At 44.4% G+C, this 13636-nt stretch carries 13 protein-coding genes; 8 read left to right on the top strand and 5 right to left on the bottom strand.

Annotated features, from left to right (window positions below; genetic code table 11):
• Positions 1–151: 151 nt before the first annotated feature.
• Positions 152–658, top strand: coding sequence for a VOC family protein (locus AAHN97_RS18360; RefSeq protein WP_343303523.1), 507 nt, complete (start codon positions 152–154; stop codon positions 656–658).
• A gap of 34 nt (positions 659–692) precedes the next feature.
• Here AAHN97_RS18360 and AAHN97_RS18355 read toward each other — a convergent pair whose 3' ends face one another.
• The 3 genes from AAHN97_RS18355 to AAHN97_RS18345 all read right to left on the bottom strand — a co-directional run bounded on the left by AAHN97_RS18355 (position 693) and on the right by AAHN97_RS18345 (position 3925).
• Positions 693–2099, bottom strand: coding sequence for an MFS transporter (locus tag AAHN97_RS18355; RefSeq protein ID WP_343303522.1), 1407 nt, complete (start codon positions 2097–2099; stop codon positions 693–695).
• 17 nt (positions 2100–2116) lie between these two features.
• Complete coding sequence (locus tag AAHN97_RS18350) at positions 2117–3154, bottom strand: bifunctional transcriptional activator/DNA repair enzyme AdaA (protein ID WP_343303521.1); 1038 nt, start codon at positions 3152–3154, stop codon at positions 2117–2119.
• 72 nt (positions 3155–3226) lie between these two features.
• Positions 3227–3925, bottom strand: coding sequence for a DUF2071 domain-containing protein (locus AAHN97_RS18345; protein ID WP_343303520.1), 699 nt, complete (start codon positions 3923–3925; stop codon positions 3227–3229).
• A gap of 183 nt (positions 3926–4108) precedes the next feature.
• Here AAHN97_RS18345 and eat point away from each other — a divergent pair, with 183 nt between their 5' ends.
• From eat to eutC, 3 genes are read left to right on the top strand one after another with little or no spacing between them, the layout of a single operon-like run.
• Positions 4109–5419: an ethanolamine permease gene (eat, locus tag AAHN97_RS18340; protein WP_343303519.1), complete on the top strand. Its 1311-nt coding sequence runs from the start codon at positions 4109–4111 to the stop codon at positions 5417–5419.
• The gene (locus AAHN97_RS18335) at positions 5409–6782 is read left to right on the top strand and encodes an ethanolamine ammonia-lyase subunit EutB (RefSeq protein WP_343303518.1); all 1374 of its coding nucleotides are present in this window, start codon (positions 5409–5411) and stop codon (positions 6780–6782) included. Before eat ends, AAHN97_RS18335 begins: the two co-directional genes overlap by 11 nt.
• Complete coding sequence (eutC, locus tag AAHN97_RS18330) at positions 6782–7513, top strand: ethanolamine ammonia-lyase subunit EutC (RefSeq protein WP_343303517.1); 732 nt, start codon at positions 6782–6784, stop codon at positions 7511–7513. Before AAHN97_RS18335 ends, eutC begins: the two co-directional genes overlap by 1 nt.
• Here eutC and AAHN97_RS18325 read toward each other — a convergent pair.
• A complete protein-coding gene (locus AAHN97_RS18325; RefSeq protein ID WP_343303516.1) occupies positions 7508–7672 on the bottom strand; it encodes a hypothetical protein in 165 nt (54 codons plus the stop codon). The genes eutC and AAHN97_RS18325 overlap by 6 nt on opposite strands.
• An 88-nt stretch (positions 7673–7760) precedes the next feature.
• Here AAHN97_RS18325 and AAHN97_RS18320 point away from each other — a divergent pair, with 88 nt between their 5' ends.
• The 4 genes from AAHN97_RS18320 (at position 7761) to AAHN97_RS18305 (ending at position 11755) form a co-directional block, all read left to right on the top strand.
• On the top strand, positions 7761–8369 hold the full coding sequence (locus AAHN97_RS18320) for a phosphatase PAP2 family protein (RefSeq protein WP_343303515.1): 609 nt from the start codon (positions 7761–7763) through the stop codon (positions 8367–8369).
• 5 nt (positions 8370–8374) lie between these two features.
• Complete coding sequence (locus tag AAHN97_RS18315; protein WP_343303514.1) at positions 8375–9982, top strand: ArnT family glycosyltransferase; 1608 nt, start codon at positions 8375–8377, stop codon at positions 9980–9982.
• A 74-nt stretch (positions 9983–10056) separates the two neighbouring features.
• Positions 10057–10398, top strand: a complete 342-nt coding sequence (locus AAHN97_RS18310) for a YciI family protein (protein WP_343303513.1) — start codon at positions 10057–10059, stop codon at positions 10396–10398.
• 112 nt (positions 10399–10510) lie between these two features.
• Positions 10511–11755 carry an RNA polymerase sigma factor gene (locus tag AAHN97_RS18305; RefSeq protein WP_343303512.1) on the top strand — a complete coding sequence of 415 codons (1245 nt, stop codon included), beginning with the start codon at positions 10511–10513 and terminating at the stop codon, positions 11753–11755.
• On the opposite strand, the gene AAHN97_RS18300 is transcribed toward AAHN97_RS18305, so the two are convergent.
• Positions 11737–13626: a hypothetical protein gene (locus AAHN97_RS18300; protein ID WP_343303511.1), complete on the bottom strand. Its 1890-nt coding sequence runs from the start codon at positions 13624–13626 to the stop codon at positions 11737–11739. The two genes, AAHN97_RS18305 and AAHN97_RS18300, sit on opposite strands and share 19 nt — an antisense overlap.
• Between the last annotated feature and the right edge of the window lie 10 nt (positions 13627–13636).

The raw sequence follows: 13636 nt of genomic DNA, 5'->3' as shown, positions 1-13636 counted from the left end.
CACATGGAGATTTGTATATTTAGTAATAATCCCCCGCGTTGACGCAATTTATACCCGCATGTCGCAATAACCCCTTTTAATGTCGCCGTTACACCTCCTCTAAGTTAAATGCCGGGCCTATTTTTGTGTTACAATACCAAAAATAGCAACAATGGAAAAGAGACTTTCAACGCAGAAGATCACCTCAAACCTCTGGTTTAACATGCAGGCAGAGGAAGCGGTAAATTTTTACCTCACTGTTTTCAAGGATGGGAAAACTGCCCGGAAAACTTATTATGGTGCTGAAGGATTTGAATTTCATGGTATCCCGGAAGGTACTGTAATGACAATAGAATTCATCATTGCCGGACAGGAGTTCGTAGCACTGAATGGTGGTCCGCACTTCCAGTTCACAGAAGCTATTTCTTTCATCGTTAATTGCAAGGACCAGAAAGAAGTAGACTATTACTGGGAAAAACTCAGCGAAGGCGGAGATGAAAAAGCACAGATGTGTGGCTGGCTGAAAGATAAGTTTGGTGTATCCTGGCAGGTTGTTCCGGAAGGACTGACCGAAATGCTGCAAAACCCTGATAAGGCTAAAGTAGCCAGTATGACCAAGGCTATGTTCCAGATGAAGAAACTGGATATTGCAGCATTGGAAAAGGCATTCGGAAAATAGAATAAATGCGGTCTGTAAAGACCGCATTTATTTTTCAGGGAAGGAAATCCCCTTCCGGCATGGACTTTACCTTTCCCGGAAGCAGATGTAACATAACTGCCACTATACCAAGACAAATAATATTTGCAATGATGCCATTCTCAAATGCCTTGAAATAATCATGATGCCTGCTCAGTGCATAATAAAATACACCGCCCAGTATACTTATCCCTAATGCAGAAGCTGTTTGCTGGAATGTAGAAAATACCCCAGCTGCAACACCTGCAAATTTAACCGGTACACTTCCCAGTGCTATGTTCAGCAGGGAAGGAAGTATCATGCCATTGCCAAGCCCATAAATTCCTATCAGCAACATTACATGAAAGCCACTGACGGAGGGACCGAAAAGGAACAGTTGTAATACAAAGGATAACAGGATGATCAGCAATCCGATCTGTAAAACCCTTTTCCCGAAACGAACGATGAGTTTAGATGCGGCAAAGGCCGATCCCATAAACAACATAGCATGGAGTATAAAATACAACCCGCATTCCAATGCAGATAATCCCAGCCCGTTCTGCAGGTATACAGCACTCATCAGCAGATATGCAGTATGCATCATAAAATGAAATAACACCGCCAGCATACCAATATTAAATCCTCCAATCTTAAAAAGCGACATATCGATCAGGGGATTAGGTTTCCTTTTCTGATCATAGATAAAGCCCGAGAAGATGATGCCGGATAATAACAGCAGACCAATGCTCCATAAAGGCCATCCTGCTTCACGCCCTTCTGTTAAGGGGTAGATGAGGCTGATGAGGCCTGCTGTTAAGATCAGGGCACCGCTGTAATCGAATGTGTGCCGGGTATCCTTGGGTGTTTCATCCAGGTACTTCCACATCGCCCATATCGTAATTATGCCTACCGGCAGATTGATGAAGAAGATCAGTCGCCAGCCTTCTATGGCAAAATCCGTTTCTGCCAGGTAACCACCTAATACCTGCCCTATGATGGCGGCAATGCTTAATGTAATGCCATACCATCCCACTGCTTTTGCCCTTTCTTTATCATCCGTAAATAACACATGAATGTAGGCAATAGATTGTGGTACCATAAAGGAAGAGCTGATGCCCTGGAAGAACCGGGTAACATTCAATTGCAGTGCTGTTTGCGACAAACCGCAGAGGCAGGAGGTGAGTGTGAAGAAGAACATGCCCCAGAGAAATACTTTTTTCTTACCCAGGTAATCACCTGCTCTGCCACCGATAATTAAGAAGGAAGCGCTTCCCAGCAGATATCCGGCTATTACTAATTGTACCTCTCTATCTGTGGCATGTACGCCTTTTTGAATAGCGGGAATGACCATGTTGATAATGAAGATATCGATAACATAAAGGAGGGGTGCAGACAATACAATCCCTAACGCAAGCCATCTTGCGTCATTTTTTTTCTTTTCCATATTTTCTAGTGATTACCTTATTGATGTGATCTTTCGAAATCCAGCAGCCATTGCTTTCTGAATATGCCGCCGCCATATCCTGTGAGGTGCCCGTCTTCCCCGATCACCCTGTGGCAGGGGATGATGATAGAGATCCTGTTCATACCGTTTGCATTGCCAACAGCGCGTACTGCCTGTGGTTTACCAAGAATAACAGCCTGTTGGGAGTAAGAGCGGGTAGTACCGTAGGGGATGGTTTGGAGTTTCTCCCATACTGCCTGTTGGAACTCCGTGCCGGGAATGAATAAGGGAACAGTGAATACTTTTCTTTTACCTTCAAAATATTCTTCCAGTTCTTTCCTTAACTGATCAAAGTGTTTGTTGGCTCCCTGGATAATATTGGCATTGACCCTTTTAGCCAGGATCTTTAACTGGGATTCCAGCATTTTACGGTCTGTGAATTCCAGGAGGCAGATACCTTCCTCTGTTGCGCAGGCAAACATGGTGCCTAATGGTGTTTCGATGCGGGTGATATTGATGATCTTTTTATCCTTGCTGTGAGAAGGAGATACACCGAATATAGATTTGAAGGAATCTGAAAACCCACTCAATGATTCGTATCCGGCATCATAGGCAACGGAGCTAATGGCTTCCCCGTTTTGTATCTTGTTGAACGCGGAATTGATCCGGAACATCCTTTGGTAAGCATGAAAGGTAACACCGTGGTTCTTAAGGAACCACCTTCTTATTTTGCTGGGTTCAATTCCTTTCTGCAGCAGGTCCCAGTCTTTAAACTTTAAAGAAGGATCAGCGTTCAGGGCATCCAGTATCTCTTTAATTTCATCCGGTGTTTCGCCCATTTTTTCTAATGGGCTACAAACCTTACAAGGCCTGTAACCTCTTAAGATAGCTTCCTTCGGGGTCTTGAAGAATTCAACATTTTCCTTTTTTGGTTTTCTTGCGGTGCAGGTTGGCCGGCAGAATATACCGGTGGTTTTGACAGCTGCTATGAATGTTCCCTCATAGGAAACATCCTTGTTCAGCAGTGCATCATACATCATATCGTTCGTCAGCATTTCTCAATTCTTTTTATCAAAAGTAGGCCAGGCAGACCGGCTGAACAACCGAAAAATTGACAAGCATTTTTTTTAGCAAGCTTTGCTGCCTGCACCATGCCATTCGTGTTCAATCTTCGTCATTAACAGCGCATTGTCAAATTGAACAGACTTATTTTCAAAGAAACTGGAATGTACATTCAATACTTCAAGCGGTTGTACTTTCCATTCCCGGATCTGAAGCTTTAAACCTTCAAACTTGTTGTTGCCATTGGGAGAATAGCCAAGGGATCCGTTTTTGAAGAAGTTGGAGGCATTTTCCAGTGTCTGGAAAATGGAGCCGGACGGAAATAAATCCGTTGTTTTCGCATCTATTGAGATCTTCGTATGGTCTGAACTGGTAAAGTCTACATGATAAGCCCCATTGGCTTCTTTTACGTTGAACCTTGCCAGGTAATGTTTACCCGGGAAGATCCTTCCTCCGGCAAATGCATTGAGCCTGGAAGACGTATCCCGGCGCGGAACATATACCCCTTCCTTCGTTTTACCTTCTTCATCCCATTCAACCGCTATACGGTGTGCGCCATTTTCAGAGGCGATTCCCAGAAAATCCGGAAGGCCTTTGGGTTTGATGTTTTTTAACCTGATCAGGCATACACCCACAATTGCTTTGTTCTGATAGATCTTAGGCCGGAAGGGAGCGGGGAGCATATCCTGAACAATAGCAGGGTCGGCAGTGAAGTTGATCAGGATGCGGCGGTCAATAATGCCGTGTATGGCAGGGAAGTTCATGTTACTAAGATAAGTAACTAAATGTTGATTGTGTTAATGAATAATAGTTATTTATATTTATTTGAATGGGTGCGCTTGAAGTTGTTTTCCGTGTTAAATAATTACTGATAATTAAAAGTTTGTTGTATTTTATTCAAATCGTTGAAATAGTGATATTATTATTTACATAGTTAAAATGTTCATATGGCTGAAGCCCATACCTCTTCCTTAAAAAAAGCTATCCGCCCTGTCCATTTATGGGCTATTTCAGTTGGCCTTGTTATATCAGGTGAATATTTTGGCTGGAACTACGGATGGGGAGTAGCAGGTACAATCGGCTTCCTGCTGGCCACTATCATCATCACCATTTTGTACATTACTTTCATCTTCAGTTTCACAGAACTTACTACGGCCATTCCTCAGGCCGGTGGTCCTTTTTCATATGCTCAAAGAGCGCTGGGCCCTACCGGAGGTCTGATAGCCGGTTATGCAACACTGATTGAATTTTTACTGGCCACACCGGCGATTGCTTTAGCCCTGGGTAATTACCTGCATTTCCTGCATCCTGCCATTCCTGTATTATGGTCGGGCATAGCTGTATATGTAATACTGACCGCCATTAACCTGCTGGGCATTAAAGAATCTGCTTCGTTTACGCTGCTCTTTACTTTGCTGGCGGTAGTGGAACTGTTGATATACCTGGGAATAGTAGCACCTCATTTCCAGGCGGCGAATTTCCTGAAAGATGCATTACCTTTTGGCTACAGTGGGGTTTTTGCGGCCCTGCCTTTTGCGATATGGTTATACGTATGTATTGAAGGGGTAGCCATGGTGGCGGAAGAAGTAAAGAACCCAGCACGCAATATTCCCATTGGATATATTTCAGGAATATTAACGCTGGTGGTATTGGCTGTTGCCGTGATGGTCTTTACAGGCGGCATTACTAACTGGCAACGTTTATCAACTATTGATTATCCATTGCCGGAAGCTATCGGCATTGTACTGGGTAAAGATAACAGCATCACTAAAATATTTGCAGGCATCGGATTGTTTGGACTGATAGCATCCTTTAACGGCATTATCATCAGTTATTCCCGTCAGATCTTTGCACTGGCAAGGGAAGGCTATTTGCCTGGTATACTGGCTATGATCAGCCGGAAAAGACAAACACCTTACATGGCTTTGATCATTGGCGCATTAGCTGGTATGGTTGCACTTGTTGTAGGAAGAACAGACCAGCTGGTGATCCTTTCCGTATTAGGCGCTATTGTGATGTATGTGATCAGTATGATCAGTCTTTTTGTGTTGAGAAAAAAAGAGCCTCAATTGGAAAGACCTTTCAAAGTACCTTTTTATCCCGTATTCCCTATCATTGCATTAAGTTTATCAATTGTTTCCCTGGTAGCCATCGTTTATTATAATTACTGGTTGAGTATTATCTTTTTTACAGGATTGCTGGTTGTCTGGCTTTCTTATGTACTGGTACAGAAACAAAAAGTAAAGTATGGCTTATAAAACCACCATACAGCAACATACTTATGTTTTCAGTGATCTGAAAACATTGTTGGCAAAAGCCTCTCCATACAGATCAGGAGATGTATTGGCCGGGCTGGCTGCTGATAGTTATGAAGAAAGAGTGGCTGCTCAGATGGCATTGGCGGAAGTGCCGCTAAAGAACTTCCTGCAGGAAACAGTGATCCCCTATGAAACAGATGAGATCACCAGGCTGATCATAGATACACACAATACAACGGCTTTCGAGCCTATCTCTCATTTTTCAGTAGGTGCTTTCCGGGATTGGTTGCTTAGTGACTATGCAGACCTGTTTACGTTACAGCAGATCGCAAAAGGGATCACCCCTGAAATGGCAGCGGCGGTATCAAAACTAATGCGTAACCAGGACCTTATCAGCGTTGCGAAGAAGATAGAAGTGATCACCCGTTTTCGTAATACGATCGGCATGAAAGGGCGGCTGTCTGTACGTTTACAACCTAATCATAATACAGATGATGCAAAAGGTATTGCTGCTGCTATGATGGATGGATTACTATATGGCAGCGGGGATGCGGTGATCGGGATAAATCCTGCTACTGACAGTCCTGCTGCAGTAACAAGCCTGTTAACACTCATCGATCAACTGCGGCAGCAGTTTGATATTCCTACGCAGTCCTGTGTATTATGCCATGTTACCACTGCATTGCAGATCATGCATAAAGCACCGGTCGACCTGGTTTTTCAGTCTATTGGCGGTACGGAGAAAACAAACAGGAGTTTTGGCATACAGCTTTCTCTTTTGGAAGAAGCCTATCATGCCGCTTTATCTCTTCAGCGCGGCACGGCAGGAAATAATGTGATGTATTTCGAAACGGGGCAGGGAAGTAGTTTATCTGCCAACGCACATGAAGGAGTAGATCAGCAAACCTGCGAGGCGAGAGCATATGCTGTGGCCCGGCATTTCAATCCCCTGCTTGTGAATACCGTGGTGGGATTTATTGGTCCTGAATATTTGTTTGACGGCAAACAGATCATCCGGGCTGCATTGGAAGATCATTTCTGTGGTAAACTGCTTGGATTACCGATGGGGGTGGATGTATGTTATACAAATCATGCCAATGCAGATCAGGACGATATGGATAATCTTTTAACACTTTTAGGCGTAGCCGGTTGTAACTTTATCATGGGTGTGCCGGGTGCAGATGATATTATGTTGAATTATCAATCCACTTCTTTTCATGATGCCCTCTATATCAGGCAGGTATTAGGTTTACGACCTGCACCGGAATTTGAGCAATGGTTGATAAAATATGGACTGATGGATGAGAATGGCAAGTCGTTGCCAGTAACCGCTTCCCATTTGTTGCTTAAAAATTACCTGTAATGAACGATCTGATCATAGCTGACCCATGGCATGAATTAAAAGTATTTACCGCGGCACGTATTGCATTGGGCCGTACAGGTACGGCTATGCCATTGCAGGAAGTGCTGCGTTTTAAACTGGCGCATGCACATGCCAGGGATGCCGTTTATTCTTCTTTGGATATCGCAACATTGAGCAAACAGCCCTGGGAAACAAACCTCCTGCATAGCAATGCAGCAGACCGTGCAGTATATCTGCAACGGCCGGATAAAGGCCGCCAGCTGAATGAAAGCTCCCGGTTATCATTAACCCCGGAAAATACAGACATCGGAATAATACTGGTAGATGGTTTGTCCGCCACCGCCATTAATCATCATGCAGTTCCCGTAATGGCATACCTGTATCCTATGTTGCAGGCAAAGAAAATATCCTGTGCGCGGATACAACTGGTGGAACAGGGGCGTGTTGCCATAGGAGATGAAATAGGTGAATTGCTGGGAGTAAAGCTGGTATTGGTTTTAATAGGAGAGCGGCCTGGCCTTACTTCTCCTGACAGCCTGGGCGCATACCTTACCTGGCAGCCACGGCCGGGCTTAACAGATGAAGCCAGGAATTGTATTTCGAACATCAGGCCTGAAGGATTACCTTATAAACTGGCAGCAGAGAAAATGTTCTATCTCATCAGCGAGGCCCTGAGGCTGCAGCTTACGGGCGTTATGCTGAAAGATAATTACAGCCTGCGCATCTCATAACTCTTCTTTGTTTTCCAGTTGCTCCTTCTTCTCATCAGACACAGCATCGCCGGACCCGGGAGGGAAGAGTTCTTTCCTGTCACGGCGGTTCCTGCTGATCAGGAATGCCAGTAATGCTACAACAGCCAGTGCAATAACAACAATAATAGCAGCGTCCATATTCCTAATTTAAGCCCTTTTCATTAATTCCATGTTAAGGAATGCTTCTCTTAACAATAAGGAAACATCCATGTAGGAATTTCAGAGGATGAACTGGAAAGATTGGTTACAAAACTTCGATGAAAACCTTTTCATCCATATTCACGATATAGGTACCAGTGAATACCTGGACCCATTTATGCTGCTGCTGCGCAATGCACTCACCTGGGTACCCTTATACCTTTTTGTACTGATATACCTCATCAAATACCGCCGGAATAAAGCCCTGTTTTTCCTGATCGGTACCCTGATCACATTCGCCATTGCTGATTATGGAAGTGCCAGTATCCTGAAGCCTTTATTCCAAAGGGTTCGCCCCTGTTATAATGAAGACCTGGAGGGGCACCTCCGTCATATAATAGGTTGCGGCGGACGATATGGTTTTCCTTCCTCCCATGCCTCTAATCATTTCGCCCTGGCTGCATTCTGGTTCTGGAGTTTCCGTTATATGGGGATCCGCAACTGGTATTGGGTTTGGGTCTGGGCATTCATGATCGGGTATGCGCAGGTGTATGTGGGGAAACATTATCCGCTGGATATATTAGGCGGAGCCATCTTTGGATTAATAACAGGCTTTTTGATCTCCCGCCTCTTTATCTGGTGGAACGAATCCGGTATCAGCTTTCGTAAGCACCCTCATCCCGATGCATTATCTTAGTACACATGCAAACCTATCCTCTTACTACCAGGTATACCTGGTGTGTTGCTATTATCATCCTATCCCTTATTCCGGGATTATTCACCACATTAATGGAGCCGGACGCGGCGCTCTATGCAGGAATCGCAAAACAGATCGTATGGCGTAATGATTGGGTGAACCTGTTTGCAGATGGAACAGACTGGCTGGATAAACCACACCTGCCTTTCTGGATCAGCGCCCTGAGTTTTAAAATATTCGGCATCAGTACATTTGCCTATAAATTGCCTGCCTTTCTCTGTTGGCTGTTAGGTGCAAGATTTACTTATCTCTTTGCCCGGCACTTTTATGGCACAGGTACTGCACAAATAGCAGCACTCATTTATCTCACCGCATTGCATGCCATCATCAGCAGTAATGATGTAAGGGCCGAACCTTATCTTACCTGTTTCCTGATTGCGGCATCCTGGTACCTGGTGCAGGCTGTAAGATCTGCCTGGTACATTATACCTGCTGCCCTTTTTACCGCCTTTGCATTAATGACCAAAGGCCCCTTTGTACTGATCACCATTGGAAGTGGATTATTGCTGCATTGGATCATTCAAAAGGACTGGCGGCAGTTCCTGCAATGGAAATGGTACGTTTATCTGTTGCTCACAGTTGTTTTTACCTTACCGGAGATCTGGTGCCTGTACCTTCAGTTTGATGCACATCCGGAGAAAGTGATCTTTGGCCGGCAGGGAGTTTCCGGTATCCGGTTCTTCCTTTGGGAAAGCCAGTTCGGGCGTTTCTTTAATACCGGCCCCATTAAGGGTCATGGAGATCCTTTCTTCTTTTTACATACCCTGCTCTGGGCCTTTTTACCCTGGAGCCTGTTGTTTTACCTGGCACTTTTTCAGCGGCTCAGGAAATTAAAGAAGGGGGCGGAATGGATCACACTGGGTGCTTCGCTGTTCACACTTTTGGTGTTCTCTCTTTCCAGTTTTCAGTTACCGCATTACCTGAATATTTTATTTCCTTATTTCAGTATCCTCCTGGCGGCATGGCTGATCGATCTGCCCTTGAAAAAAGTAGCGATCACACAGCGTGTGATTGCATTGCTGATGGTGATCCTGCTGTTGGGAATAACCCTGTTGTTCCGTCCTCATTACTGGATAGCCTATGTTGTGGTAAGTGCCGTTGCGCTAATAGCATGGTGGCTGCTTCGTTCTCCCAATGATCTGATAAAGGTTAGCATGCTGGGCAGTGTATGCGTAGCTATTTTCATCAATCTTTTCTTTTACCCTACACTACTGGATTACCAGGGAGGGTCAACAGCTGCTGAATGGAAGAACAGGCAATTCCCCGGAGAGATCGTTCACTTTTACAGAAGTAACTCCCAGGCATTTGAATTTTATGCTGACGCACAGGTAGAAAGAAGAGATACTTCTTTTAATAAAAAGGAATTGATATTCACCGGCAGGGCAGGAAGAGCAGCATTGGACCTTGCAGGAAAGAAATATAAAGAAGAAGCTGTATTTTCAAGTTACCCTGTTACCAGGCTGGACGGACAATTTATCAATCCCGCTACCCGTCACGAAGGGTTGGATACCGTCTGGTTGTTACGTGTGAATGCTTTATATAGCAATAAATAAAAAATATATTATTCCTGTCCAAGGCTTGGGCATTGAGTTGTTATGATGTTTTAAAACAATTAAAATTTAAAACAATGAAAGAATTCTTATTTGTATTCAGAGCGGACTTTAGCAAAATGGGTGAACGTTCTCCAGAACAATTACAGGCCTCTATGAAAAAGTGGATGGACTGGATCAGTGGTATCGCTGCCCAGAACAAGCTGGTGGATCGCGGGAACCGCCTTGAGCCGGCAGGAAAAGTATTGAGACCGGATAACATTGTAACGGACGGGCCTTTTACGGAGATAAAAGAAACACTGGCCGGTTACACTATCGTGAAAGCTGATACATTGGAAGAGGCTACCGAATTGGCAAAGGGCTGCCCTGTTCTTGAAACCGGCGGAAATGTAGAGATCCGCGAAATAGGCAAGATGTAAGTTATCCGCTGATAAGATCGCAAGATCCCATCAGGCAAATAAAAAGACAGACAACTACTGATGAAATCGCAAAAGCCTTTGTAATTTACAGGATTACAAAGGCTTTTATCTTATGGCCAATGATGAATTGATACCACATTTATTCAGGACCGAATACAGCAAGATAACGGTTGTGTTGTGCAAACTTTTCGGCTTTGAGAACATTGAGATGGCAGAAGATATTGCCAGTGACACCTTCCTCTCTGCTTCAGAGTTATGGGGATTGAATGGCCCGCCCGAAAACCCCGTGGCCTGGCTTTATACCGTTGCAAAGAACAAAGCGAAGAATCACCTCAAACACCAGGCTGTTTTCCAGAACAGGGTTGCCGGGCATCTCAGCCGTTCTGTAGAAGGAATGGAGCTGCCGGAAATTGATCTGTCTGCCGGAAACATCAGGGACAGCCAGTTGCAAATGATCTTTGCTATCTGCCATCCCGCAATCCTGGCAGAGGCACAGATTGGCTTGGCGTTGCGTATCCTTTGTGGCTTTGGTATCGGAGAGATCGCAGATGCCTTTTTGACGAATAAGGAAACGATCAATAAAAGATTGCTGCGGGCAAAAGATAAACTCAGGGCAGAGAGCATAAAAATAGAATTCCCCGGTAAAGTTGAAATAAACAAAAGACTGGAAACGGTACTCAGAACGCTCTACCTGATCTTTAACGAAGGATATTATTCTGCCAGCAGTAATATGATCCTGCGGAAAGACCTTTGTTTTGAAGCCATGCGCTTAACACATTTACTGCTTGAAAATGAAGCCACGAATAAACCTGCGGTAAATGCATTGTTTTCATTAATGAGCTTTCAGTCATCAAGGTTTGAAGCAAGAATGGATCAGCAGGGGGAGGTCATTTTGTATGATGATCAGGATGCCGGTCTATGGAATAAAGAGATGATCGAACAGGGGGAACAGTTCCTCAATCTTGCATCAGAAGGAGATAAACTTTCAAAGTACCACTTAGAGGCAGGGATTGCTTATTGGCATACCATCAAAGCTGATACCGCAGAAAAGTGGGAGAACATCCTGCAGTTGTATAATCACTTATTGCAACTGGAATATTCACCCATTGCTGCATTGAACAGAACATATGCCCTCTCAAAAGCAAATGGCAAAGCAGCAGCCATCACAGAAGCAAAAAAGTTGAACCTGGCTAACCTGCATCTCTATCACCTGCTCCTGGGAGAACTTTATACAGGCATTGATAACGGTGAAGCGAAATCATATTTGGAACAGGCATTAAAACTTGCGAGTTCCACTGCGGATAAAAAGATCATTACACAGAAGCTCGAAAAGTTGAGTTATTTGGATAACCTGTAGATAACAGCATCTGCAGGGCCAACAGTGATACTCGTTTTTCCTTTGAAACTGGTTGTTTTGCCGGAGAATAGTTCCTTTGCTTTAGATACATTCAGGTCCACTGTAAATACCGTCGGTTGGTTGCTATAGTTTACAATAGCCAGGTAAGCATCATTCAAAAAAATGTTGGAAGGCGTTTCTCCCATATGATGGTCAACCGGACGGAAGATCCCTTCCTGCTGTGCTGCTTTGAGGATATCCGGGTTTTGCAGCAGGAGTTGTGCAGCCGGTGAGGCATTACTGTATACCGAATAGTCATCGCCGGTGATGAGTGTACCGGTAACAATGGAAGATGTTAACCTGGCCCTGTTGGCGCCGGGTGTTTCTTCAGCAAATACCACATGGTCCGCATCCGCGAAATCATATACTTTATTCTGCCACCAGCCCAGACTGGTACCGTTGAGTGTATATGCTGTTTCCTGGATACTCTTATAGGCATCACAAGCAATACGGCGCATGTGTACATATCTGCCGGTTGCCATATTCGGTGAAATAGCTGCATATACCAGCATTTTCCCTTCCAGCTGGTCTATGAGGAATTCCATACCCTTCCGGAAAGCCTGCATGCCTGTACGCACGGAAGTATCATAGAATGAATCCGCTTCAATGGCAGCATGCCCGATGAAATCTATTTTGATCATTTCAAATCCGGCATCTTTAAATTGTTTGATGCGATAAATGATCCTTTCCCTGGTAGCAGGGTGGGTAGGGTCCATTGCACGGGCACCATCAAAATCATGGTATTCACCTTTTGCCTTCGTCCATGTTTCTTTATAATTATAATTGCTGCCTTCCACTGTTCTGGCCTGCTTTCCCCAATCCACAAATGGTGCCCAGTAAATACCGGCTTTGCATCCTTTCTGTTTGCAATAGGTGACGAATGCGGCCAGTTCCTGCTGCGTCATGTTATCCCAGTAGGAATCAAGGTCAATGTATACCTGGCCATCTTTACTACGGAATGCCTTACAGGAGTCTGCAAAGAAATCAACCACCTTTTTGGCTTTGGCCAGCGATAGTTTTGTTTGCATGCTTCCCCAGCTATTCCAGCCGAAAGGTTTAGCAGCCGTCCATGAATGGATGTAACGGGGTTCTGCCAAACGGTTGGCACTGCCATATTCTTCCATGCCGATACGCCAGTCTGCAGCCGGTAATACCAATATCTTCGGAGAGATCCCCGTAGTAACAACACCATGTTTTATCCTGTCCCGGGTGCCTGTGCTATCCGTCCAACCGGCTATGACTGAGATATTATTCCCTGTTACCTGAATGCCCGTCTTCCAGTTATTATGCTCTACTGATCCGATGATCAGCCCTTTATTGCTGACACTATCATACATAGCCGTTACTTCTGAACTGGTGAAAGAGGGTTGTTGCAGATCGGCTACCTTATATTTAACCCAGGCATCATTGTCAAATGGAACAACCACAGCACTGGTGAAAAAATTCCTTTTACCTGTAAGAGGACTCATATAACGCGAGCTTGCACCCTTTAATATAAGTGCAGTATAGAAACCATCTGTTCCATTGTATACATAGAATACCTGTTGTTGCTGACTACCATTCGCAATCACATATTGCTTCCCGTTTTTTATAGATGAAACGGTAAAAGTACGGGTTGCCTTTCCGGTATCGGGTTGTTGTGTTTCATCATAAAAAGCATAGGCATCCTTTATCACTTCTTTTCCCCCTATCCATACGGAATAAATGCCCCTTTGCAGATCATAGACAATACGGTCATTTTTCCCGAAAGGAATGTTCTTTACATGTTGCGCCTGTGCAGTTAATAATGAACAAAGCAGTATTACAAGTGATAAAGGATATCTAAGTTTCATGCTGTTAAAA

Source organism: Chitinophaga niabensis (assembly GCF_039545795.1).
GTDB classification, from domain to species: Bacteria; Bacteroidota; Bacteroidia; order Chitinophagales; family Chitinophagaceae; genus Chitinophaga; species Chitinophaga niabensis_B.
The sequence above is the reverse complement of the archived record's forward strand: the minus strand, read 5'-3'. Positions and strand labels throughout refer to the sequence as shown.